Here is a 24,334-nt window from a genome sequence, read left to right as displayed (position 1 = left end):
CCCCGTTCCGCCGCAGCCCCACCCCACATTTCGTTCGATAAGAGGAGGCTCTCCATGAGTGAAATCGTAAAACGCGCAGATGCGCCTGTGGAAAATACCTGGAAGCTTGATGATCTGTTTCCAGACGGTAAAGCATGGGATCAAGAGTACGAAGAAGTCAAACAATTAGCCAAAAAGGCTACACAATTCCAAGGCAAGCTCAATTCAGCCGAAGTGATTGTCAATTGCTTTAAGCTGGAAGATGAACTATCACTCAAAACCGAGCGTGTATACGTATACGCCCATCTACATCATGACGAGGATACGGCTGAACCTACATATCAGGGCCTTTCACAAAAAGCCAAAAAATTAGGCGTTGAGGTTAGTGAAGCCCTGTCTTTCGTGACACCTGAAATTTTGGCGCTGCCCGACAATCAGCTCGATGCATTGATTGGAGATCCGAAGCTGGCAGATTATCGCTTTACGCTTCAAGAAATGAAACGGGAGAAAGCGCATATTTTGGGTAAGTCGGAAGAAGCCCTGCTCGCACAGGTTGGTAACCTGGCTCAAGCACCACAAACCATTTTCGGTATGCTGAACAATGCCGATATGAAATTCCCAAAAATCAAGGATGAAAACGGCAAAGAGGCTGAGCTGACACATGGCAGCTATATTCAATTTCTTGAAAGCCCGCACCGGGAAGTACGGGAGCGTGCTTTTAAAGCGGTCTATGATACGTATGCCAAAAATAAAAATACGATTGCTTCCACATTGAGTGCCAATGTGAACAAAAATGTTTTTTATTCTCGTGTTCGCAAGTACCCTTCCGTACTGGAAATGTCATTATACGGTGACAATATTCCGAAGGAAGTGTACACCAATCTGATTGATACCATTCACGAGAGCTTGCCTTTGCTGCACCGTTATATCAAGCTACGTAAAAAGCTGCTGGGTGTGGATGAGCTTCATATGTATGACCTGTTCGCTCCGCTTGTGGACGAATACAAGCTCGATATTTCATTTGAAGATGCTAAAAAGCAAACGAAGGAAGGTCTAAAGCCGTTGGGCAAGGACTACCTGGCTTCGTTGCAAAAAGGCTACGATGACCGCTGGATTGATGTGTACGAAAATGAAAATAAACGTACAGGTGCATACAGCTGGGGCGCTTACGGCACTCACCCTTATGTGCTGCTGAACCATAAAGATAATCTGAACAGCATGTTCACGCTCGCTCACGAGATGGGACACGCGCTGCATTCGTATTACTCGGATAATGCGTTAAAGTATCGGGATGCCCAGTACACCATTTTCCTGGCTGAAGTAGCATCGACAACGAATGAAGCGTTGCTGATGGACTACTTGCTGAAAAAATCTACCGATGCAAAAGAGAAAATGTACCTCCTTACCTACTATGCGGACCAATTCCGCACGACGGTATTCCGTCAAACGATGTTTGCGGAGTTCGAGAAAATCGTACATGAACGCGCAGAACAGGGAGAGTCCCTTACACCGCAGCTTCTATCAGAGATTTATTATGATCTGAATGTGAAATATCACGGCCCTGGCATGAAAGTAGACAAAGACATTGAAATGGAATGGGCGCGTATCCCCCATTTTTATAACAGCTTTTATGTCTACAAATATGCTACCGGCTTCTCTGCGGCAACCAGCTTCTCGAAACAGATTCTGGAAGAAGGCCAGCCAGCCGTTGACCGTTATTTAGGATTCCTGAAGAGCGGCGGCAGCGATTATTCGATTAATATTTTGAAGAAGGCCGGCGTGGATATGTCTTCTCCACAACCCATTCGCGAAGCGATGAGCGTATTCGAGGAAGTTATTACGGAAATGGAAAAGCTGACCGCCGGAAAGTAAAACCATACACGATTAGAATCCGGCATTGAAACGATGCACGGATAAATCCCTTGTCCATGACGGGCAAGGGATTTTATAATGTAGCGGAAGGAGGTGGCATTTTGAAAACACAATGGTCTTTGATTGCAGCTCTTGTTATTGCTTTGTTAACGGCTGTATTCGCTGTCATTAACGTGAAATCGGTCCAAGTAAATCTACTATTTCGTACGGTCAACGTTCCTTTGATTTTACTTATTCTCGGCTGCACTCTTCTTGGAGGGCTTATCGTCGGTTCCTTCGGTATTTTCCGTCAATATAAGCTTCAGAGAGAAATCAAACGTCTGACCACCCAGCTTCATACACTACAAGAAGAGCACACACCCGCTGTGGAAGCATATGCGGATACCGTCTATAACACGTCTGGTTCGTCCAGTGTGGTGTCTACATCCGACAAGGTTACAGAGCAAACGTCCTCTGAGCCTGACCGGTTGTCCAAATGAGGAGGAGCAACAACATGACGATTCACCTGAATGAGAATTATATAATGAGCTTTCTGAATCAACTATTGAACACCCCTAGTCCCAGCGGCTACACACATCATGTGATGGAACTGATCCGTAAGGAAGCCGCAAGCCTTGGGATGCCCATAGAATGGAACGCCAAAGGCGGTGCCATCTTGACCCTGGAGGGCCATGAAAAAGGCCCTACAATTGCACTGAGCGCGCATGTGGATACATTAGGCGCAATGATACGCTCGATTACCAGTCACGGCACCTTGCGGCTGACATCTGTCGGCGGTTTCATGATGAACAGCATCGAAAACGAATACTGCCTTATTCATACCAGAAGCGGACAAACGTATACAGGCACGATTTTGTCGAGCCATCCGTCTGTGCATGTCTATGATGATGCACGCAGCTTTGAACGCAAGGAAAGCCATATGGAGGTGCGGATCGACGAGCTTGTTGAATCCAAAGAAGATGTGCTCCAGCTCGGCATTGCGGTAGGCGATTTTATTTCGTTCGACGCCCGTCCGGTCGTGACACCCAGCGGCTTTATCAAGTCGCGGCATCTGGATGATAAAGCCAGCGTAGCTGCGCTGTTTGGTTTATTGGAATCCGCTGTACGCGAAGACTGGAAGCCCCGTCATACTGTTAAGCTGCTCATCTCCAACTATGAGGAAGTCGGTCACGGGGCTGCTTACATCCCTGAAGGGGTCAGCGAGATGATTGCTGTCGATATGGGTTGCATAGGCGAGGATCTGAGCTGCAAGGAGACGGATGTATCCATTTGTGCCAAGGATTCTTCCGGGCCTTATGATTATGACATGACGACTCGTCTGATTGAGCTGGCCAAGGAGCTGAATATCCCGTATGCGGTTGATATTTATCCGCACTATGGTTCTGACGCTTCGGCTGCGCTGAAAGCAGGCAACAATATCCGTGCTGCGCTGATCGGCCCTGGCGTACACGCCTCCCATGCGATGGAGCGTACGCACAAGCTGGCTGTGGTGAACACTGCTCGTCTGCTTGCCGCTTATGTGACGGTTTAATCCGAACGATGACGACCGGCCCGTTCCACTGAGAATAGGTCGGCGAAGGCTTGGCGAAAGGAAATCACAACTATGGATCTGAAGAAACTACGTTATTTTATCGCAGTCGCAGAAGAACTACATTTTAATCGTGCTGCAAAAAAACTGAATATCACCCAGCCCCCCTTGAGCCAACAAATCCAAAGCCTTGAGGAAGAGCTTGGCGTGAAACTATTGGAACGAACCAAAAGGCAAGTTCGACTTACGTCCGCAGGAGCCATCTTTTTAGAAGAATCCAGAAATATGGTTTCTCAATTGGAAAAATCCATTAAAACGACACAGCTTGCAAGTCAGGGGAAATTCGGACATTTATCCATCGCTTTTGTTGATTCGGCATCTGGCGGTCTGATGGTTAACGCCTTAAAGAAATTCCGGGAGCGTTTTCCTGACGTGAAGCTCACGTTGTTTGAAATGACATCTGTTCAACAACTGAAAGCCATACACGACGGTAAAGTTCATGTGGGCTTCCTGCGCTGGGCAGATCCATCTATACATATCACCTCCCAGCTCTACAGCAACGAATCACTCATCGCCGTGCTTTCCGCAACACATCCACTAGCCCACCACCCAACCTTGTCTTTACGTTCTTTAGCGGAAGAATCTTTTATCCTGTCTCCGCCTCATATGGGAGCGTCTTTTCATGACCTCATATTAGACTTTTGCAGACAATACGGCTTCCATCCCCAAATCGTACAGGAAGCCGTTCAAATGTATACAATCGTTAACTTGGTAGCTGCTGGTATAGGCATCTCCATTGTTCCCTCTTCCGTTTCTGTTTTCCAACGTAATGATGTCGTATTTCGTTCTTTTCACGAAGATTCTCCGTCCATCCCACTTTACGCTGCATGGAAAACAGATGCGAATGACGCTGTTCTGACTCATTTTCTGGAGGTGGTTGAAGAAACAGCTTGTAGTGAGCCATTAGACATGTAAACTACCATCAATGCTTAGTCTTAACCCGTTTTACTCGGATCGAGTTCAACAACACCGTTTAAAATACTGTCCATTTGTCTCATAACCTCTTCATCGAGACGGACACCCGCAGCTTTTACGTTCTCTTTCACCTGCTCTGGCTTGGAAGCACCGATAATAGCTGAGGACACCTGCGGGTTTTGTAAAACCCATGCCACTGCAAGCTGTGGTAACGTCAAACCATTTTCTTGTGCAATTGGTCGGATCTGCTCCACTGCGTGAAGGACCTCTTTACGCAACCATTGCCCGGCCAAGCGTTCGAAAAATGGTGAACCTGCTGTCGTAGAAGCACGTGAACCCTCGGGAAGCGGCTTGTCTGCTGCATATTTGCCAGAAAGAATACCCTGTGCCAGAGGTGACCAAACGACCTGTCCAATTCCTTCCTGCTCGCAAGCGGGAATCACTTCAGCTTCAATAATACGCCAGAGCATGGAATATTGGGGTTGACTTGCCACGAAGGGGATCTTTAGCTCTCTCGCTAAATCCGCAGCTTGCTTTATCTGGTCTGCTGTCCACTCGCTCACCCCTACATACAAAACCTTCCCCTGACGAACCAAATCGGATAATGCCAAAAATGTCTCTTCTAGCGATACGTTTGGATCAAAACGATGTGCATAATAAACATCAATATAATCCGTCTGCAAGCGTCGAAGGGAAGCATGGCAGGCCTCCATAATATGCTTGCGGGATAGCCCTTTATCATTCTGTCCGGTACCTGTTGGATGAAAAACCTTTGTACAAAGTTCAATACTTTCACGTCGTATTCCCTTTAAAGAATGACCTAAAACCGTTTCCGCCATCGTTTCTGAATAAACATCAGCAGTATCAAACGTTGTGATTCCTGAATCTAATGCAGCATGGACACATGCTTTCGCTGTGGTGTCATCCACTTGTGCACCGTGGGTTATCCAGTTCCCCAATGCTATCTCGCTTACCCTCAAACCGCTTTTTCCAAGTTTACGATATTCCATTTTGAATGCCTCCCTTCCATATAAATTTGATTATAGCAAGCAAATTTTAATATTAGAAATATATAATAAACTGATTATTAATATGAAAAACATATTAATAAATTCATACATTTGCATAATGATAGGTAGCTTCGAGTCTCCAAGTCCGGATATGAGTTATTTCCACAACCGATGTACTGGAATAAATACGAAAAAGCAAGTCTCCAGTGCTTAACGGAGACCTGCTTGTTTAAGTAACAACGGAAAAACGATTCACGCATCATACTTATTTCGTATTTTAAGATTTACTTTGTTCGATTTGCTCGGCCAGCTCGTTCAGATAGGTCCAGCGCTCCATTTGATGCTCCAAATGCTGTTCGGCCTTTGTTTGCTCAGCCATAAGCTCTTGTAGTCGTGCGGAATCATTGAAAGACTCTTCCATCTGTCGCTGGATGCTAGCCAACTTCTCTTCAGCCTGTTCGATCAATTCGTCAATTTGCTCATATTCCCGCTGTTCCTTAAAGGTGAATTTAAGCTTGGTTTTGGTAGTCTCCTTGACTGAATCCAAAGCATCCGCAGACTTAGACGTGGAAGACTGAGCAGAAGAAGTACCCGCCGAGACAGACGAATTCGCAGCGGATGGAGCATTTTTACTGATCCATTCTGCATACTCGCTGTAATCGCCCACATGCACACGTACCTGACCTTCTCCTTCAAATGCCAGTACCTTGTCTATCGTGCGGTCCAGGAAATACCGGTCATGGGAAACGATAAAAACAACACCCGGAAATTCATCCAGATAGTCCTCCAGCACGGAAAGAGTCTGAATATCCAGATCATTCGTTGGTTCATCCAGTAACAATACATTCGGTGCGGACATCAGGACGCGCAGCAGGTACAAGCGCCGTTTCTCGCCCCCTGACAACCGGGAAATGACCGTCCATTGCGCGCTTGGCGCAAACAGAAACCGCTCTAGCATTTGTGCGGCTGTAATAGCCGAGCCATCTGCTGTCCGGATGACTTCTGCTTCTTCCTTAATATACTCGATGACACGCAGCGATTCGTTCATCTCCTGATGTTCCTGGGTAAAATAACCGAGCTTCACGGTCGGTCCCAATACCACGCTGCCTGAGTCCGGTTCTACGCGCTGCGCAATCATTTGGAGCAGGGTCGATTTTCCGCTACCGTTGGGACCCACAATCCCGACTCGGTCACCGGGCACAGCAATATAGCTCAAATCCTGTATCAGCTTGCGGGAATCTACCGATTTGGACAGATGCTCCAGCTCCAGTATTTTTTTACCCAGACGCGTGGAGGCTACCGACATGTCTACAGACCCGGAACGGGCTTCCGGCTGCTGATCCTTAAGCTGTTCAAATCGTTCAATACGCGCTTTCTGCTTGGTCGAACGGGCTTTTGCCCCCCGGCGAATCCAGGCTAGTTCATTGCGCAACAGGTTTTGCCGTTTCTGCTCCGAAGACGCTTCCCGTTCCTCGCGTTCCGCCTTTAGCTCCAGAAAACGAGTATAGTTAGCTTCATACCGGAAAAGTCGACCATGATCCAGCTCCAGCATGACATTCGCCACTCTATCCAGAAAATAGCGATCATGCGTAATCATCAGCAACGCGCCGCGTCTTTTCTGCAAATACTGCTCCAGCCATTCCACCGACTCATTATCAATATGGTTAGTAGGCTCGTCCAGAATGAGCAGCTCACAGGGCTGGATCAAGGCTGCTGCCAAAGCAACCCGCTTGCGCTGTCCCCCAGAGAGCACACCCATACGTGCTTCAAACTGTGTGATACCCAGTCGGGTCAACACGTTTTTGGCCTCACTCTCCAGTTGCCATGCCTGGAGCGTATCCATCTGCTGGCTTGCCCGCAACAGGCGGTTTTGAAGCTCCTCGCTACCCGGATTCAGCTCCAGCATCTCCATCGTTTCCGTATATTCGCGCACTGCCTTCATTTCAGGCTGGTTGCCGTGGAAAATATGCTGGAGTACCTTCACCTCGGGGTCAAACTCCGGATTTTGCGCTAAATATTGAATACGTACATCGTTGTTGACCGCAATATTACCATCATCCGGTGGCTCCAAGCCGGAAATCACGCGTAAAAAAGTAGATTTCCCGGTGCCGTTCACACCGACCACTCCTATTTTGTCACGTTCATCCATGCCAAAGGAAGCATCCTCAAACAGCATTTTTTCGCCATAGCTTTTCGTTATATGTTCAATGGTCATAATATTCATACGGATTCCCTACTCTTCCCCTATTTTGTGATGCATCTTGTTTATTTTAACACAGTCACACCAAATGATTAAAAAAACCGTAATCTGAACGAAGTCAGTACGGTTTCTGGCTTTACAATATCACGGTCTGCGTATCCCGCTCCCGGCCTTACAGCCGTACATAAACAAGTTAGCCGCAAATCCAGCCGTCTGATCCACATCGTATTCACGGAAATTTTGCTTTCATAAAAGCCTTTGGTGCCGAAGACTGTGTAAGCGGCGTCCAAAATGGCCTCATATTTATCTCCATGTATACCGCCCATCTTCGCACCTCCCTGTACTAGAGTATAAACAGAATGCCTGCCAGAGCGACCAGCCCCCCGAAAATCGAACTGATGCTATTCACTCTATCATTGCTCATCCAACGCCAGCCCCGCACATCAACCGTCGGTTGTCCACAGTGCGAGTCTACCTCTACTTCTCGGCCGCAAACCATGCAGGAACGCATCATTTGCACTGTAGCACCAAGATAGGAATCGACAAAGGCCCCAGCACTACCAGATACCCCTCCGATCAGTGCCCACAGCCATAGCGACAAGCCTGGCATTCCTATGGCGTATCCAAAGACCCATGCGCCTATTCCAATCAGCACTCCCCCAGCCAAGGCCGCAGCTGTCCCCAAAACAGATACACCTCCCGAGGTTCCAGGTGCCAGCACCTTGCCATTCAGTATTGAGCGGGGCGGCTTGCGGCTCAGGCTGCCAAATTCCGTTGCCCACGTATCCGACGTGACTGTAGCCATGACGCCAACAAAAGCCAACTGCCAGGCAACATGAGGCCAGATTGCATAGCCCAGGCATAACAGCATACCTAATCCCCCGTTGGCCCATACCTGACCAGCATCCCGATTTCCGGTTTTGGCATATGATTTTTCAAGCTCTGCCTTGCGCTCCTTTTTGAACCTCGACAGCAAGGTCGATGTAATAAAGAACAGAAGCAAGGTCCCGAACCAAAACAGGTTGCCTGCACCATAATACACGATTCCCATCAGCACAGCCGCCGCAAAGCCCGATAAGGTTAAGGATTTTTTATAAAAAGCAGCTCCCGCCACTATACCAGCGCCAAGCAATCCGATGATCCAATCCATGATATACCCCCACTTTGAATGAATCTCTCGTTTTTCATTTTTCAGTTCGTATTTTATTGTACAACGCTCTACACTTATATAAAAGCCGTGTCCCATGCTATATGGCACAGGACACGGCCCTTACGTTCTTGCCTGTGGGAATCCCTCCATACTGCCCAACTGCCAAGAGAACTCCCTTTTTAATCAACTTAATTGATGCAATCACACGGATCAACTTAACCTATTGTGCAGCTTCCTTGACGGTCAGTTCCCCAAAATAGCTCGAAGCGATCTCCACTTGTTGTAGGCCCTACACCTGCCGGAGTGCCTGTAAAAATAATATCGCCTTCACCCAGTCCATAATGGCTCCCTATGTAGTCAATGATATGCTCGATGGAAAAAATCATATCCTTGATATGGCCGCGCTGTACTTCCTGTCCATTTTTGAGCAATGAAAAATCCTGCTGCTCCAGCGTGTCCAGTTTTTCTAAAGGCAAGAACGGTGTAACGGGAGCAGAAAATTTGAAACCTTTAGCCGCCGTCCATGGATGACCTTTTTTCTTGAGCACGCTTTGTACATCACGCAGGGTAAAATCAATACCAAAGGCAAATGCATTCAGAATCATTTCCGCAGACATGCCCGGTTCGTAATTACGGCCTACCGCCACAACCAGCTCTACCTCATAGTGAATGTCTCCTTGATCTTTAGGAAGCTCCAGTGTTTCTCCATCCAGCGGTACTACCGCATGGGAAGGCTTTAAAAAAATCATCGGTTCTGTAGGAACCTCATTTCCCAGTTCCTCGGCATGCAGCTTATAATTGCGCCCGACACAGTAAACATTACGAATTTCCACGTTCATTACGCCCCGTCACCCTTCCCTCATGTGTAGTCCAATTATTTAATAAATAGATTACGTATATAGTGCCACATCCGATGCTTGGAATGCAAAAAAACCTGCTCCCAGCGATCCGGCCAATTGGTACAAATCATCAATTCAGGATGCAACGAGGCCAATCTTCGCATTATGCTGCGGTCATCCACCGTCCACGCCATGACAGTGATACCGCGTCCGGTCAAGTCTTTCATCAGCTTTCGATCCAAACGCGGGTAGCCCATGGATAGAAAAGAGCATTGCAGTCCTTCCAGCTGCTTTGTCAGATCATCCGGACGAGCATCGATAATCAGTCCGGTACGGATACCTGGCGCCAGCTCTTTGGCCCGACGTAAAGCCGAACGCTCAAAAGAGGTCAATACCACCTCATTCTCCATATCCCGCGCCACAATTTCACGGAGTACGGCCTTCTCCAGCCCCGGATACATATCCCCTGCGGTTTTTAGCTCAATATTGAGCGATACGCGGCCACGACACAAATCCAGCACCTGTGCGAGAGCAGGAATCCTTTCTCCTTGGTATTCCACACCTTTCCAGCCACCTGCATCCAGACACTTCAGCTCGTTCCAGTCCGTATCCTTTACTTTACCTGTGCCGTTGGTCGTGCGTTCCAGCGTGAAATCATGAATGACCACCGGAACGCCGTCCTTCGACAATTGCACATCCAGCTCAATCCAGCGCACAAACGGCTGATCGATCGCAAGCTTAAAGGCCGCCAACGTGTTCTCGGGAGCAATTCCTGAAAAACCACGGTGAGCCACGCACAAATGATCCATTCCGGTTATCCCTCTCCATCCCAAGTGGTAGCCTCCATACAGACCAGCCTCGTGTAAAAGCTTTTCTTCACAATTATCGGGCGGTTACTGTTCCGTCTGCGCCTACTGAAACATTAGCCGGTGACATCGCCGCTACTCCTTGCAAAATTTTGCTGGCCTCCGCATCCTTCATCGGAACTGGTTGACCCAGTTCCGCCCGGTAAGGAGTCAGCTTCATGCTGCAAGCCCCGGCCCGGGTACAGGTTGCCTGAAATATCGCTGTATCCCAGGTGGCTGGTACTGTAGATTTAGAAAAAATAAAATTACCTGTGCTGTATGCAATCCATTTGCCTTTATACTGCTCCATCCCCTGTAGCACATGCGGATGACCTCCAATTACGAGATCTGCCCCTGCATCAATAAAAGCGTGCGATAGCTCGGTTTGATGAGGCTCCAATACAGTCACGCGCTCCTTGCCCCAATGGGCAATGACAATAACCAAATCAGCCTGCTTGCGCGCCTCGCGAATCGACTTCACGATTGCAGTCGAATCGTAGGCTCCTGCAACACCGGGCTGCTTGGTGCCTGCATTCCAGTGGGCCTCGGGCATAACCCGTGTAGCCCCCAACAACGCAATTTTAAACCCTTTACGTTCCAAATAGTGCGGAGCATACGCTTCTTTTGCATTGCGTCCGGCTCCGGTATACGCTATATCATTTTCTTTCAAATATTTCAGCGTATCCAGTAATCCCGCTGTGCCCTGATCCAAAATATGATTGTTGGCCAAATTTACAGCGTCTATCCCTGCCGCAGCCAACGCAGTCAACGCCTTGGGAGATGACTTATAAACATACGTTTTATTCAACGCACCCACGCCCCCGTTTGTAACCGGCGTTTCCAGATTGGCTATCGTCAGATCGTCCTTGCGAAACAGATTTCCGAGATATTGATATGGAAAATCAAATCCGTTCTTTTCCAACCGCTGCTCAACCTTACCGGAAAACTGCACATCCCCTACAAAATGGAGGGTGACTGTCTGTGAAGCTGTTCCATCCGATGCCACGTTCTTTCCCTGCTCCGATTCGTTGGGGTCAGTAGAATTTCCACTGTTCGATACATCCTTATTTGAAGATCTGTCCGGTGATTGCCCAGTGTTCTCCGAAGATTCTCCTGATTCTGACGAGTTGCCTTCGGCAACATTTGTGTCAGACGTTGTCGCGGGCGGGCGGGCTGTGTCTTTAGTAGTATCAGAAGGATGCTCCGTTTTATCGTCAGCAGCTTGTTCGTCGCCATTGGGGTTATTGTCCAGTTGTTCATTTGAAACGGCTGTAACGTTCTCCCTTATCGGACTAGAAGACTGTCCTCCACCCGCAGAATCCGTTTTGGCCTTGTTCTCCTGTTGCAATAGTCCGGCGTTTTCCACAAGAGAGCTGCTCTCCCTGTGTTCAAATATGTAATAATATCCAAAAAGACCTACGATCATAAGCAGCAGGACAAGATTTGTAATAATCCAGGCCTTGCCTATTTTTCGCTTCCTTGCTTTCTTTCGACCTTCATTTTTCTGTGATCTGGGAGGGTACATTCTTCACTCCTTCTATGCTATTGCATATGCATTACATTCTTGAATGATCCGGCGATTTTGACACCCTCTCCATTATATATCAAATTTCGGTATAAATAGAACCCCTCGCTTGGGATCGCGAAGGGTTCGTTATTCAAGTAGCTCCATTCATTTAATTATACCTGTACCTCGACCGCTTCCCGTTCCGCAGCTTGGACGGCGACAGAGGCCCATTCCTTGGCTTGGCGGATACAATCCGGCAAGCCGATGGCATCATAGCCAGCACCCAAAACATACACTCCCGGCATCGTTGTACGCAGTTCTTCACGCAGATCAGCAATAGCCTGCGGGTGTCCTACCGGATATTGCGGCATGGAGTGGCGAAGACGGGTAATTTCCGTAAATAGAGGAGTCGCCGTAACGCCCATCATGTCCTGCAAATCCTTGCGTACCAGCGCAGTCAGTCCATCATCGGGTAGCTCTACTGTTTCTTCGGCTCCGGCACGCCCCACGTAGCAGCGCAGCAGTACCTTATCGTCTGGACTGGTATGTAGCCACTTAGCGGACGTCCACGTACATGCCGTCACACTGCGTCCCTCTTTACGCGGAACCAGAAAACCGGAACCATCAAAGACATTCTCGATGTCTTTTTTATTAAAGGCCATGACCACATTTGCCACGGACACATAATTAACGGCTTCCAGTGCTGCCACATTCACATGTCCCCGCAACAGCGGCGCAGCGGCAAAATTTGGAGTCGTGACAAATAGATCGTCCGCCTCCAACGTCTCCCCATTATCCAGTACAACATGGTAGACGCTTCCTTCACCGTCTGCTGTCTTTGTGAATTCGGTAACAGCAATTCCCGTGCGCAAATCACAGTCATGCAAATCATTCAGCAACGCATGCACCAAACTTTGCAGCCCTTGACGGAAGGTCAAGAAGGCGCTTTTTTTCGTACCTGTATGCGTCTCTGCCGGCTTCCTTCCGGTCATCATCCCGTGAATGAGGCTCCCATATTGCTGCTCTACTTCAGCAAATTGCGGGAAGGTCGCTTGCAAGCTCAGCGTCTTCATATTGGCAGCATATATGCCAGCCAGCAGCGGCTCGGTTACATTCTCCAGCACTTCTTTGCCCAATCGGCGTTCAATAAAATCACCCAAGGCTTCATCCCCCGGTACACGACGGGGTTGAATAACAAAATCCATCATGGCCCGCAGCTTGCCGCCCAACGAGATCAATCCGCTTTGCAGAAACGGTTTCAGCTCCGTCGGAATCCCCAGTACCAGGCCGGGGGGCATCGGATGAAGCTGTCCTTCATGCAAAATGTATGTTTTTTTTGCCTCAGGATTTGTGCTTACCAGCTCATGATCCAGCTCCAGCTCTTTCGCCAGATCGATCATAGCCGTTTTACGGGCCAGAAAGGAATCGGGCCCTTTTTCAATCACAAACCCGTCTTTATGCAACGTTTCGATTTTCCCGCCCAGCACCGGGGCCTTCTCCACCAACGTAATCCGTGGTGTGTAGCCTGCTTCTTTGTACATTTTACGTGTATAAAAAGCTGCGCTCAGTCCGGTCAATCCTCCGCCTACAATCACAATGTTGCGTAATTTTTGCTCCATTATGTCCTCATTCCTTTTTCCATTGGTCTATGATGACATCGCTAAGCGTCTCCATGTACAATGGATCACTGTTAAGCGAATCAATCCGCTGGAAACGCATATCCAGTTCTTTCGCCAAAGCCTGCCCCTCAATATCCAGATCGTACAGTACTTCCAGATGATCGGAAACGAAGCCGACTGGCGCAGCCAGCACATATTCAACCTGGTCTTCCTTGAGACTATGCATGGTATCCAGGATGTCAGGGCCGAGCCAAGGCTCTGCTGTTCGGCCTGCACTTTGCCACGTAAACTGCCAGTTGGTAATTCCTGCCTTATCCGCAATTGCTTGCGAAGTAGCCATCAATTGCTCTACATAAGGATCACCCATCGCCAAAATCCGCTCAGGCAAGCTGTGCGCACTGAACAATACACGTACCTCTTCTCGATTCGCCCCTGCCTCTTCGAAAAGCGCCAGTTTTGTATTCACACGCTCAGTTAACGTCTTGATCAGCTTTGGATGAAGATGATAGCTCTCCACAAACGATATAGCCAGATCCAATTCCTGTGCCTTGGCCTGTGCGCGCTTGATATAAGTGCCTACACTCATCACGGAATAATGCGGAGCCAGTACGACACCTACCGCTGTATGGATACCTTCCTGCACCATAGCCTCCACGCCATCCTCGATGAACGGCTTGGCATGTTTGAGTCCTTGATAGCAGATAAATTCAATATCTGGATTACGATTTTCCCGATTTAAGGTTTCTTGCAGATTTTGAACCTGACGATCCGTATTTTGACGTAGCGGGAATACACCGCCCACAATAGCTTCATAACGGTCCTTTAATTCTTTCAATTGCTCCGGGGAAGGAGGGTTACCACGACGAATATGCGTATAATAGGCTTCCACCTGATCCAAACTTTCCGGTGTCCCGTAGGACATAACCAGTACACCCACTTTGGTTTTCATCAGCACAACACCTCTTAACATTTTGGATTGATTACTTTTTTGTCAAAACGGATCGGGAATACTCGTGCACATACTCTGTAAGCTCTCTCAGCTTATCTAACGAAGCCTCTGGAAATAAACCATGACCCAGATTAAAAATATATCCTGGCTCCAAAATTCCTTCATCCACAATCGTTTTCGCATACTGTTTAATTACATCTATCGGCGCTGTGAGCACATAAGGGTCCAGATTTCCCTGCACACCAAAAGCATTACCCAAACGACGGCGTCCTTCAGGTATACTCACCCGCCAGTCCAGTCCGATCACATCGGCTTTTATCCCGCCCAGCAGCGGAAGCAACTCACCCGAGCTTACACCTGGAAAATAAATTTTCGGTACGTCCAGATCGGACAGCTCATGGAAAATACGTGTAATCGTCGGCAACACAAACGTTTGGAAATCACGAGGCGAAAGCGCCCCTACCCAGCTGTCAAACAGTTGAAATGCCTTGCCACCGTTAGCGATATGGGCACGCACGTATGTAATAACCATGTCTCCAAGCTTGTCCATCAGCCGACGCCATAATTCAGGCTCTCCGTACATCATGGCCTTAGTGCGGATATATCCCTTGGACGGTCTGCCTTCTATTAAATAACTAGCAATTGTAAAAGGAGCTCCGGCGAACGTAATCAGCGGTACTTCCAGCTCACGGTCTAAAATACGGATCGTTTCCAAAATATGGCCCAGATCTCGTTCTACATCAATCGGGCGCAGCTTGTCCACGTCCGCCGCTGTACGAATCGGATGTTCAATAACCGGACCAATATTTTTGACAATATCAAAATCAACCCCCAGCGAGGCTACCGGATTCATAATATCAGAATATAAAATAGCAGCGTCCACCCCGAGCTTGCGTACGGGCATTAAGGTCACTTCTGCGGCCAGCTCGGGCTGACGACAAATTTCAAGCAACGTGTATTTCTCTTTAATTTTGCGATATTCAGGATCATACCTTCCGGCCTGCCGCATGTACCATACGGGAATATGATCCACAGCCTGCTTGCGGCAGGCGCGGATAAAGGTATCGTTGTAGGTCATGACTTCAGCCTCCAGTTCGAATCGTAACTACTATTTTTTATTATGCCCTTTTTCAGGAGTCGTAACAACCGCCGCTGGCGGACAATCCATGACAAACCCATGACATTTGGATAAAGTTTCAATGAAATGTGCTATACTAAAGAAATGGCTTTTTTAAAGCTCCGGGAAGTTCTACATGAATAAGTAGTTTTGCATCAGCAAGAAATGACAGAAAGGAAGTGAAAGCACATTGAAAACGTGGGAGACGTGGAAAGTCAATCTCATTGTGCTTTGGTTCGGTCAGTTTCTGGTCAATGCGGGTATTACGATGATTACTCCATTCCTCGCCCTCTATCTGGCTCAAGACCTTCATGTGAAGGGAGAACATGATATCGGGCTGTGGGCCGGAGTTATTTTTGCCGCAAACTTTTTGACTTCATTTATGTTCCAGCCTCTATGGGGCAAGCTGGCTGACCGATATGGGCGCAAAGCAATGCTGCTTCGCTCGGGTTTCGGTATGGCTCTGGTGATCGGCTGCATGGGTTTGGTCACCCATCCGTGGCAATTGTTGGCGCTTCGTCTGCTGAATGGTACGATTTCGGGCTTCAATCCAGCTTCGATTTCTCTGGTGTCGGGTACCACACCCAAAGAACGGACCGGTTTCGCTATGGGGATTATGCAATCCGGTCAGATGGCGGGTACGATTCTCGGCCCTCTAATGGGCGGTTTTTTGGCTGACTGGGTTGGATTCAGACCGATCTTCTACATTACAGGCGCTCTTATTCTTGTAGCCTCTCTCATCGCAATGCTTCTGGTTAAGGAAGATTTCAGCAAAGCCGAAGCTGCACGAATACCTCAAATTTCGGTTCTTGCCGGATTAAAGGAGCTAAGCCATACGCCCCAGCTTCCGGCTCTGTTTACCGTAACGTTCCTGCTCCAGTTTGCCATGATCAGTACGGTATCTTTGTTGCCGTTATATGTGCAAAAGCTGTATGGGTCTGCAGAAGGAATTGCGCTCATTGCTGGCTTTGTTACAGCTATTACCGGCGTATCCAATATGGTCGCCGCGCCGCTGCTTGGAAGATTGAGTGACAAGATCGGGGCACACCGCATTTTGACCCTCGCTCTGCTTGGAACAGCACTTATGCTCATTCCGCAAGCTTTTGTCAATCAGGTGTGGCAGCTCGCCACGATTCGTTTTTTCATGGGCGTGTTTATGGGCGGTCTGCTGCCGAGCGTTAATGCGCTGATTCGCACGTATACACCGGAAGGCATGGAAAGCCGTTCGTTCGGCTTCAATACCAGCTCGCTGGCACTGGGGAATATGCTGGGCGCTGTCATTGGCGGGGTGCTGTCCGGATTTATCGGCATCGAAGGACTATTCATTATGTCAGGTGTCCTGCTGATCGTCAACATATTCTGGGTACGTATGAAGCTCTACGATCGTAAGCCTGCGCCTGATTTCAGGTAAGCTAGTCCTCTGGTAAGGTCAGCCTTCCAGATCAGACAAGAACCTCCGATCCACAATTTTGTGGACAAGGAGGTTCTTTTTTGTATCGCTACTTTTTTTAAACTATATCAGTGGCATTACAGCCTATTTTACTCGGGCCAACGCCAATCCGTCATAGGCTGGCAAAAGCGTACTGACCAGCCGTGGATCCGTAGCTATCGTTTCGTTAAAGCGTCTCACGGCCTGTACGGCGGGACCGTTCTTGTTCGTATTCAGCGTCCGTCCACGAAGGAAACAGTTATCTCCCGCAATAATGGCACCTGGATTTGCCAGAGCAATCGCATATTCCAGATACACCGGGTAATTTTCCTTATCCGCATCGATGAAGAAAAAATCGAATGTTCTCCCCTCTTCCTGAAGCTTCTTCAGGCTGTCCGCTGCGGGTCCGATACGATATTCGACACGGTCACCGTAGCCGTTTTCCTCCATATGTCGATGTGCCAGCGCCGCATACGCTTCCTTCAGCTCCAGTGACACAATGCGCCCCTTTTCTCCCAGCCCACGGGCCAGACATAATCCACTGTATCCGCCTAATACGCCAATCTCCAGTACCTGCTGCGCGCCGGATACCTCAATCAGAAAGGTCAGCAGCTTCCCGTAAGGATGAGCCACCGATACCTCAGGCATTCCCTCTGCAACTATGGCCTCCCTGATGCCGCGTAGCGCTTCATCTTCCTGTACCAGTTGGTCTACATATTGTTCAGGTGTCATATTGGGTGTAATTTCCACGTTTCATCTCTCCTTCTCGCTTTATCATAACGCAGGTTGGACGCGGTGTCCTTCGTAAATTATTTGGCTTAATGATTTGTCTCTTGGTGTACAATGACCTATACTATAGGGATTGAACCAAGCTTATATGATTATGGGGACGGAGTGAATACGTTTAATGACTCAACTGCAACTAATTGCAACTGCGCCGATGGGACTTGAAGCCATCGTGGCTCGGGAGCTTAGAGAACTCGGATACGAGGACCTGACCGTCGAGAATGGCCGTGTCGTTTTTACAGGGGATTATATGGATATATGCCGGTGTAACCTGTGGCTGCGCACATCAGACCGCGTTCTTATTAAAATGGGTGAATTTGCAGCCACAACCTTCGACGAGCTGTTCGAGGGCACCAAAGCATTGCCTTGGCAGGATTGGATTCCTGTGGATGGTGAATTTCCTGTAGAGGGACGCTCGCACAAATCACAGCTTAGTAGCGTACCAGCCAGTCAGGGAATCGTCAAGAAGGCAATTGTAGAAAAGCTCAAGGAAACTTACCACACGGATTGGTTTGAGGAGGATGGCCCTCGTTACGTAATAGAGGTCATTCTCTTAAACGATCGTGCATTGCTAACGCTCGATACGACAGGTCCGGGGCTGCACAAGCGCGGCTACCGCAAGCTCGTGACAGAGGCCCCTCTCAAAGAGACTATGGCTTCGGCTCTTATTCAGCTTAGCCGCTGGACCCCGGATCGACCATTCTATGACCCGTGCTGCGGTTCCGGTACTCTACTGGTAGAAGCAGCAATGCAGGCATGGAATATTGCCCCGGGATTGAGACGTACCTTTAACTCGGAAGACTGGCCTGTCATTGGTCGCAAGCTATGGGATCAAGCTCGCGACGAAGCGATGGATTTGACCCGCGATGACATTCCTTTCGAGATTGCAGGCAGCGATATTGACCCGGGTGCCATCGAAGTCGCAGAGGCTGCTGTAAAGGCAGCTGGCTTCGCTAAAGATATCTCATTAAAGGTGATGCCTGTAACGAAAGTCAGACTTGAAGGCCAATATGGTGTGATGATTACCAATCCACCTTATGGTGAAAGATTGAGTGAGCAAGCCGAGGTGGAGAAGTTGATCCGGTCAATCGCACGCACGGCAGCGGAAATGAAGACATGGTCCTTCTTTGCGATCAGCTCCACCAAGCAATTCGAGCACTATTGGGGACGCAAAGCCGATAAGAGACGCAAGCTGTTTAACGGACGGATCGAGTGCCAATACTATCAGTATCTGGGCCCTCTGCCTCCGCGCCGCAAAGATACTCCGCCGTCGCAGTCTTAAATAGATGATGCTCAGGCCAGGAAGCGAACCATCCGTTCGCCTTCTGGCCTGATTTGTGCTGTTCATAGGATAAAAATGTAGCTTTCCCCTGTTGTACTGGAGGAAAATGCTGTATTTTCTTTACTTAATCATTGAAATGCGCGGGATGAGCGCTATAATAATTAAAGGCGATTTCGGTTTTAACATTACGTTAATATGTAGTTAATATGTAGTTTAAACTAGCCGAATATTTATGCCGAAGGGGGTAAAGTGTTGGTTATTCGCACGGCCGGTGCAAATCGCACTGGAAACATGTTCAGCAGAATGCTGCTGTCCCGATATTTTGGGTTTGGTCTGTTTTTTGTACTTATGATTGGCAAGCTCGTTCTGATCCACCATAACCTGCATGCCCAAAATATTGACATGAATATACTTGATTATGTCATCGCTATCGGTTCGCTCTTGCTTGTGAGTTTTTGGACCTTATGGCTGTCAAGGCGCGGACGCTTGGTCGCTCTTGTAGTGCTCGATATTTTGCTTACCGCTCTCATTTATTCTGACATGGTTTATTATCGGTACTTTCAGGATTTCATTACGATCCCCGTCTTGCTTCAAGCTGGACAAGTTGATTCCTTGGGTGGAAGTATCGTATCTCTGATGTATTGGTGGGATCTTTTCTTTTTTGCAGACTGGATTCTGTTCATTCCGTATGTGCTGTTCGTAGCTTCCTTACGGCGTCGGTATGTAACGAATGATCCTTACTCTAAAACGTCCCGCCGCTCATTCACTAAAAGCTTTCTGCTTCGCTTCTCCAAAGGCGCGCTGGCCTTCCTGATCGGCTACATTTTTACCTTTGGACCGATTAAATATTATACGTCCACGTGGGCAACCGGCATTTTCGTCGGTAACTGGTGGTCGATGGCCCTGTACAATGTAACCGGGCTGATCGGATTTCACGGGTACGACATTTACCGCTATAGTCAGGACCATCTGGGATCCCAGCCTACGCTGGCTCAGGCAGAGTCCGATAAGGATAAGGAATGGTTTAATCAGCATCAAAAGCTGCTTCAGGTGAAAAATGACCTGTCCGGCAAGTATAAAGGCAAAAATGTGATGGTCATTCAAGCTGAAGCGTATATGAACTTTTTCATCGGCAAAAAAATCAACGGTCAGGCTATTACGCCTAACTTTGACAAGCTGACGAAGGAAAGCATGTATTTTAACAATTATTATCACCAGACTGCACAGGGTCGTACCTCGGATGCGGATTTCTCTACACATGCTTCTCTGCATCCGCTCCCTACAGGCTCGGTTTTCATCCGTTATGCGGACCATAAATTCGATACGTTGCCTTCTATTCTAAAAGATACTGGCTACAGCCCTAATGCATTTCACGTATACGACAGCAGCTTCTGGAATCGCTATACAATGTATAAGGCAATGAACTATGACAAGTTCTACAGTAAAAAGGATTTTGAAATAGATGAGCCATTGGGCTGGTCACTGGGAGACAAATCCTTCTTTCGTCAAACGCTCAATGATCTCACCACTGAGGTCAAACAGCCGTTCTACGCCTATATGGTCGGAATTTCGAGCCACCACCCGTACAATCTGCCACCAGACGCCGTGGATTTGGACGTTGGTGAGTTTGAAGGGACCATGTTCGGAGACTATCTGAAATCCGTCCATTATGTGGACGAAGCACTGGGCGAGCTGGTCGATCAAATGAAGAAAGACGGATTGTGGGATAATACAATCCTCATGTTCTACGGGGATCATGACAATTCTATTAAAGATAAGGCACTGTATGAGAAATTTTTGGGTAAACCACTCACAGATCTTGATATGCAGAAAATCATGAACCAGGTGCCGCTGCTTGTGCATCTTCCCGATGGAAGCCACGCGGGAACTTACACCGAACCGGCAGGACAGCTTGATCTGACACCGTCAGTGATGCATCTGCTTGGCATTTCAACGAAGCCGTATCACTTTATGGGAAATGATCTGTTCAGCGGGAAGCCTCGTATGGTCGTGCTGCGCAGTGGTGCTTTCACTGATGGTCGTTTATACTATATTCCTTCCGAGGACGGTACATTCTCCAAAGGAACCTGTTACAACCTCACCTCAGGCCAGCCTACGGATGTGAACGCCTGCGGACCGGGGTATACTGAAGCTCTCAATCGGTTGAACATTTCCGATCAGGTGATCACGTATGATCTCATTCGCCAATGGGAACCGGAAATCAAAGAAGTCACTGCGACTCCTTCGACATCCAACTAAATTTTCTGAGGAAGGTTGTTTACACAGCACTCTTCCCAGATTCCCGGAAAGTTAATACCAACAAGAAAAGCCCGATCAAGCAGCAATATGCTGATGATCGGGCTTTTTGTATTCTTGAGCTAGTAAACCGCGCTCATTTACATTTACGAATGCTTATGGGCGCAACGCTTTTTTGGCTTGCTCCAGCCGTTGTGTCTCTTCACCAAGCATTTCCTCGGCAACCTCTACCGCATCGTCGCCAAGGCTGTCCTTCGCCTGCTCTATGGCATGCTCCGCATGAGTACGGGACTGCTCCGCCTGCTCAATCAGTTGCTCAGCCGGATGTGACAATGCCTGTGATACGGCATGGTGAAGCTTGTCCACCGAGTTTTGCGTTTGGGCCTCGACACTGTGATTGTCGAGATTGGAATCATATTGGGCCATGAGTCACTCCTCCTTCTGGGCAGTGGTCTGCATCCATTAGCATGGATCAGAAGAAGGGGAACTATACAAAGCTGTGAATGCTGCGCACTGGAATTATTTTATAAAACGCGCAGCCTTCTCCAATACTTCATCCTCTGTAGCTGCACTTATATAACGTCCGTTCACATATACAAACGCCCGCTTTCCACAAGGACCGCAATACGATTTGCAACCGATTTTGATCTCCGCATCCGGTGCCATCTTTTGCAGCTTGGGCAAGATCGTTTTCAAGCGAATATGATTGCATTCATCACATACGCGAATATCATTGGCCATCTGTCATCCCTCCGTGCTCCGGCTTAGTGATCGCCGTGATTACCTTGGGAAGGGTTAGTAATGACAAAGCCTTCTTCGGGGAAGTACAAGTAATCAATTTTTACACCATCCAGCAACGGCTGGCCGTTTTCCAAAATAACATCAATGCCTTTATCCGTTGATACGACGGTATCCGTTTCTTTAGGCGTGTCCAAATCCAGCCCGTAATGAGCATGGTCTCCATGGGAATGAGTAATGACAACGCGCAGGCTCTTCCCTTGGTTTTCTTCTTTATCCAATTCAAGCTTCAATACTTTAGCTGCGTTGCGAGTAATTTTGCAATTCATCAACTATCATCTCCTTGATATTAATCAAATGAAGTGTGGTCCATTGGAGTATGAATATCCGTGCCACACCAATTAACAGGTAAATTCAACAACTATAAACTACAAAATAGCCTCTATATATTAGAAAGGCAATATTCCTATTGTAAAGAAAAATGCGAAAAATCGCAATCACGAAATTCATAAGCTTTTATTCCTACCGGACACGTACGTGCTGCTTCTCAAGCACGTCGGGATATTTACGTTCAGCGCGGGTCACAAACCAGTTCATCAGCAGCAGCGTCACCCCAATGTCGTCAATAGGCATAAAGGGCATGACATCTGGCAACACCCAATAGAGCAATACAGGGATGGAAAACAGCAATTTTTCACTTATTGGAATCTTCGACGAAGTAATCAATCGGGGCATGCGACGAAACACATGTGACCATTGACGGAGAGACAGTAATCTTTTCCACTTCATAGGTTGTTCACTCCATTTCCAATGCTCCTAAGTATATATCCCCCAATAAAGGGACATGTAAGAGGAACACTTGTAAAAACACGTGCGTGCTCCTCCTAATACGTACTGATAAACCATGGCGTTTCAGGTCGACCCTTTTACCACGACAGTACCGTTGCCATTAACATGCCCACCTCTGCCGCAATATCGTCGTAATCACGCATAGGCAGCGGATTTACACCAAGCCCGACTTCAACGGTAAAACCAGGTTTACCAAAGCGCTGTATAAACCAGTCCTTATACCCAGCATCACTGCCCCCCAGCTTTACCGCCCGGTATCCTGTCGCAGCCGCCAGCCGTGATGCCCAGTCCCGGCTCTCCTTTGGCTCCAAATCCCGGTAATTCCAATAGATTTCCTGTCCCTGACTGTGTATGGACAACACCATATCAAACCGTTCCCGCTCCGTCAGATCGACAAGCGCTTTAGCCTCCGGCTCAGACAAAGGCGCAGGGCCCGCATAATCCCTTCTGGACGGGCTTGTTTTACCACGTCTGCGTACCTCTTCCTCCCAATACGCCGGAAACTGATCGTTAAGGTCCACACCGCGAATGTTAGCCTTCCATCCACGATAATCAGCACGGCCTTCATTCCACTTTCTTAAGTCATGGTACAGGGGATGAGACGGAAGGACACCTTGTTGAACCAGTTCCACCCCGTCCGGATTAACCATGGGAACTACCCATAAGGAGGTACGGTTTAGCCAAGTCTGTGGAGAAACTCCATATATCCATAGAGGAGCCTCGCCTGGATCCTCTCGTTCATCATGATGCTCCCCCCCTTCATTTCCATTCATACTGTCGACCCCTTGCGCATATCGCTCAACAAAACGCAGCAAACATGGCGTCGTCAGCCATTCATTGGCATGTACGGAGGCGTTGGCGTGAATTTTCAACGGTCCCTGTCCAATGCGTACATAGGGGATATCTTTTCCCATGACACTGGTGCCGATGCTACCCACTTCAATAAACGGATACCTTTGAGCCAGGGCCGCAAGATCTTCTCTCAAGTCCTCGTATCCATACTCTCCACGCAAGCGTACAATCTGATCCTGATGGTTGTCAGGTATAATAATGGTTTTTCCTTCCACAAAATCATGCTCCGCAAGCTCGGGATTGGCCTGCCGCAGTTCATCAAGCTCCACACCAAACTGCTTGGCAATCTGTCTGACATGCTCATCGGGCTGAATAACGTATTTACGATCCATTGGCGGACGAATGTACAGCACTTGACCACAAATCAGATAGGGTTGCGCGGCAGCCCACGGATTGTCTGCCATCAATGTATCTGCCGATAATTTAAAAGCCGAGGCGACCCGGTGCAAAGTATCTCCTTTTTGTACGATATATTCCCTCATCTTCTACGCCCCTTCCATCTGTCTTACTGCATGTTATGCAGACGCGGCGTGTCTTGATGTAACGAATACC

Annotated in this window: 22 protein-coding genes and 1 pseudogene; 7 read left to right on the top strand and 16 right to left on the bottom strand. The window is 48.2% G+C overall.

Annotation, left to right across the window (positions count from 1 at the left end; translation table 11 throughout):
• Positions 1–54: 54 nt before the first annotated feature.
• The 4 genes from pepF (at position 55) to NST83_RS09045 (ending at position 4,354) form a co-directional block, all read left to right on the top strand.
• A complete protein-coding gene (gene pepF, locus NST83_RS09060) occupies positions 55–1,851 on the top strand; it encodes an oligoendopeptidase F (protein ID WP_342417911.1) in 1,797 nt (598 codons plus the stop codon).
• A 56-nt stretch (positions 1,852–1,907) separates the two neighbouring features.
• Positions 1,908–2,330: a lipopolysaccharide assembly protein LapA domain-containing protein gene (locus tag NST83_RS09055; RefSeq protein ID WP_137062543.1), complete on the top strand. Its 423-nt coding sequence runs from the start codon at positions 1,908–1,910 to the stop codon at positions 2,328–2,330.
• A 14-nt stretch (positions 2,331–2,344) separates the two neighbouring features.
• Positions 2,345–3,382 carry a M42 family metallopeptidase gene (locus tag NST83_RS09050; RefSeq protein WP_137062542.1) on the top strand — a complete coding sequence of 346 codons (1,038 nt, stop codon included), beginning with the start codon at positions 2,345–2,347 and terminating at the stop codon, positions 3,380–3,382.
• A gap of 72 nt (positions 3,383–3,454) precedes the next feature.
• Entirely contained in the window at positions 3,455–4,354 is a 900-nt protein-coding gene (locus tag NST83_RS09045) for a LysR family transcriptional regulator (protein ID WP_342417368.1), read from the top strand.
• Positions 4,355–4,374: 20 nt separating this feature from the next.
• Here NST83_RS09045 and NST83_RS09040 read toward each other — a convergent pair whose 3' ends face one another.
• The 10 genes and pseudogenes from NST83_RS09040 to hemE form a co-directional block, all read right to left on the bottom strand.
• A complete protein-coding gene (locus NST83_RS09040) occupies positions 4,375–5,364 on the bottom strand; it encodes an aldo/keto reductase family protein (protein ID WP_342417367.1) in 990 nt (329 codons plus the stop codon).
• Between the two features lie 277 nt (positions 5,365–5,641).
• Entirely contained in the window at positions 5,642–7,588 is a 1,947-nt protein-coding gene (locus NST83_RS09035) for an ABC-F family ATP-binding cassette domain-containing protein (RefSeq protein WP_342417366.1), read from the bottom strand.
• 174 nt (positions 7,589–7,762) lie between these two features.
• A pseudogene (locus tag NST83_RS09030) lies at positions 7,763–7,890 on the bottom strand (TetR family transcriptional regulator); the annotation flags it as partial.
• Between the two features lie 17 nt (positions 7,891–7,907).
• On the bottom strand, positions 7,908–8,714 hold the full coding sequence (locus NST83_RS09025; protein ID WP_342417365.1) for a DUF92 domain-containing protein: 807 nt from the start codon (positions 8,712–8,714) through the stop codon (positions 7,908–7,910).
• 215 nt (positions 8,715–8,929) lie between these two features.
• The gene (locus NST83_RS09020) at positions 8,930–9,553 is read right to left on the bottom strand and encodes a fumarylacetoacetate hydrolase family protein (RefSeq protein WP_342417364.1); all 624 of its coding nucleotides are present in this window, start codon (positions 9,551–9,553) and stop codon (positions 8,930–8,932) included.
• A gap of 35 nt (positions 9,554–9,588) precedes the next feature.
• Positions 9,589–10,362: a glycerophosphodiester phosphodiesterase family protein gene (locus tag NST83_RS09015; RefSeq protein ID WP_342417910.1), complete on the bottom strand. Its 774-nt coding sequence runs from the start codon at positions 10,360–10,362 to the stop codon at positions 9,589–9,591.
• A gap of 73 nt (positions 10,363–10,435) precedes the next feature.
• The gene (locus tag NST83_RS09010; RefSeq protein ID WP_342417363.1) at positions 10,436–11,923 is read right to left on the bottom strand and encodes a CapA family protein; all 1,488 of its coding nucleotides are present in this window, start codon (positions 11,921–11,923) and stop codon (positions 10,436–10,438) included.
• A 155-nt stretch (positions 11,924–12,078) separates the two neighbouring features.
• Positions 12,079–13,524: a protoporphyrinogen oxidase gene (gene hemG, locus NST83_RS09005; RefSeq protein ID WP_342417362.1), complete on the bottom strand. Its 1,446-nt coding sequence runs from the start codon at positions 13,522–13,524 to the stop codon at positions 12,079–12,081.
• 7 nt (positions 13,525–13,531) lie between these two features.
• A complete protein-coding gene (hemH, locus tag NST83_RS09000; RefSeq protein ID WP_342417361.1) occupies positions 13,532–14,473 on the bottom strand; it encodes a ferrochelatase in 942 nt (313 codons plus the stop codon).
• A gap of 31 nt (positions 14,474–14,504) precedes the next feature.
• Positions 14,505–15,551 (bottom strand): uroporphyrinogen decarboxylase, encoded by a 1,047-nt coding sequence (gene hemE / locus NST83_RS08995; RefSeq protein ID WP_342417360.1) that lies wholly within the window; start codon positions 15,549–15,551, stop codon positions 14,505–14,507.
• Between the two features lie 229 nt (positions 15,552–15,780).
• Between hemE and NST83_RS08990 the strand changes: the two genes are divergently transcribed.
• Complete coding sequence (locus tag NST83_RS08990; RefSeq protein ID WP_137062531.1) at positions 15,781–17,001, top strand: MFS transporter; 1,221 nt, start codon at positions 15,781–15,783, stop codon at positions 16,999–17,001.
• Between the two features lie 123 nt (positions 17,002–17,124).
• Here NST83_RS08990 and NST83_RS08985 read toward each other — a convergent pair whose 3' ends face one another.
• Entirely contained in the window at positions 17,125–17,769 is a 645-nt protein-coding gene (locus NST83_RS08985) for an O-methyltransferase (RefSeq protein WP_137062530.1), read from the bottom strand.
• Positions 17,770–17,926: 157 nt separating this feature from the next.
• Here NST83_RS08985 and NST83_RS08980 point away from each other — a divergent pair, with 157 nt between their 5' ends.
• Positions 17,927–19,087 (top strand): class I SAM-dependent RNA methyltransferase, encoded by a 1,161-nt coding sequence (locus tag NST83_RS08980; RefSeq protein ID WP_342417359.1) that lies wholly within the window; start codon positions 17,927–17,929, stop codon positions 19,085–19,087.
• A 249-nt stretch (positions 19,088–19,336) separates the two neighbouring features.
• Positions 19,337–21,346 (top strand): LTA synthase family protein, encoded by a 2,010-nt coding sequence (locus tag NST83_RS08975; RefSeq protein WP_342417358.1) that lies wholly within the window; start codon positions 19,337–19,339, stop codon positions 21,344–21,346.
• 153 nt (positions 21,347–21,499) lie between these two features.
• On the opposite strand, the gene NST83_RS08970 is transcribed toward NST83_RS08975, so the two are convergent.
• The 5 genes from NST83_RS08970 to NST83_RS08950 form a co-directional block, all read right to left on the bottom strand.
• Positions 21,500–21,769: a hypothetical protein gene (locus NST83_RS08970; RefSeq protein WP_134910338.1), complete on the bottom strand. Its 270-nt coding sequence runs from the start codon at positions 21,767–21,769 to the stop codon at positions 21,500–21,502.
• A 93-nt stretch (positions 21,770–21,862) separates the two neighbouring features.
• Positions 21,863–22,084, bottom strand: a complete 222-nt coding sequence (locus NST83_RS08965) for a DUF1450 domain-containing protein (RefSeq protein ID WP_014280826.1) — start codon at positions 22,082–22,084, stop codon at positions 21,863–21,865.
• A 23-nt stretch (positions 22,085–22,107) separates the two neighbouring features.
• A complete protein-coding gene (locus NST83_RS08960) occupies positions 22,108–22,410 on the bottom strand; it encodes a heme biosynthesis protein HemY (protein ID WP_014280825.1) in 303 nt (100 codons plus the stop codon).
• Positions 22,411–22,603: 193 nt separating this feature from the next.
• Complete coding sequence (locus NST83_RS08955; RefSeq protein WP_342417357.1) at positions 22,604–22,870, bottom strand: hypothetical protein; 267 nt, start codon at positions 22,868–22,870, stop codon at positions 22,604–22,606.
• Positions 22,871–23,007: 137 nt separating this feature from the next.
• Positions 23,008–24,264 carry a M14 family metallopeptidase gene (locus NST83_RS08950; RefSeq protein ID WP_342417356.1) on the bottom strand — a complete coding sequence of 419 codons (1,257 nt, stop codon included), beginning with the start codon at positions 24,262–24,264 and terminating at the stop codon, positions 23,008–23,010.
• Between the last annotated feature and the right edge of the window lie 70 nt (positions 24,265–24,334).

Origin of the sequence: Paenibacillus sp. FSL R10-2782, from assembly GCF_038592985.1 — a bacterium.
Taxonomy (GTDB): domain Bacteria; phylum Bacillota; class Bacilli; order Paenibacillales; family Paenibacillaceae; genus Paenibacillus; species Paenibacillus terrae_C.
The sequence above is the reverse complement of the archived record's forward strand: the minus strand, read 5'-3'. Positions and strand labels throughout refer to the sequence as shown.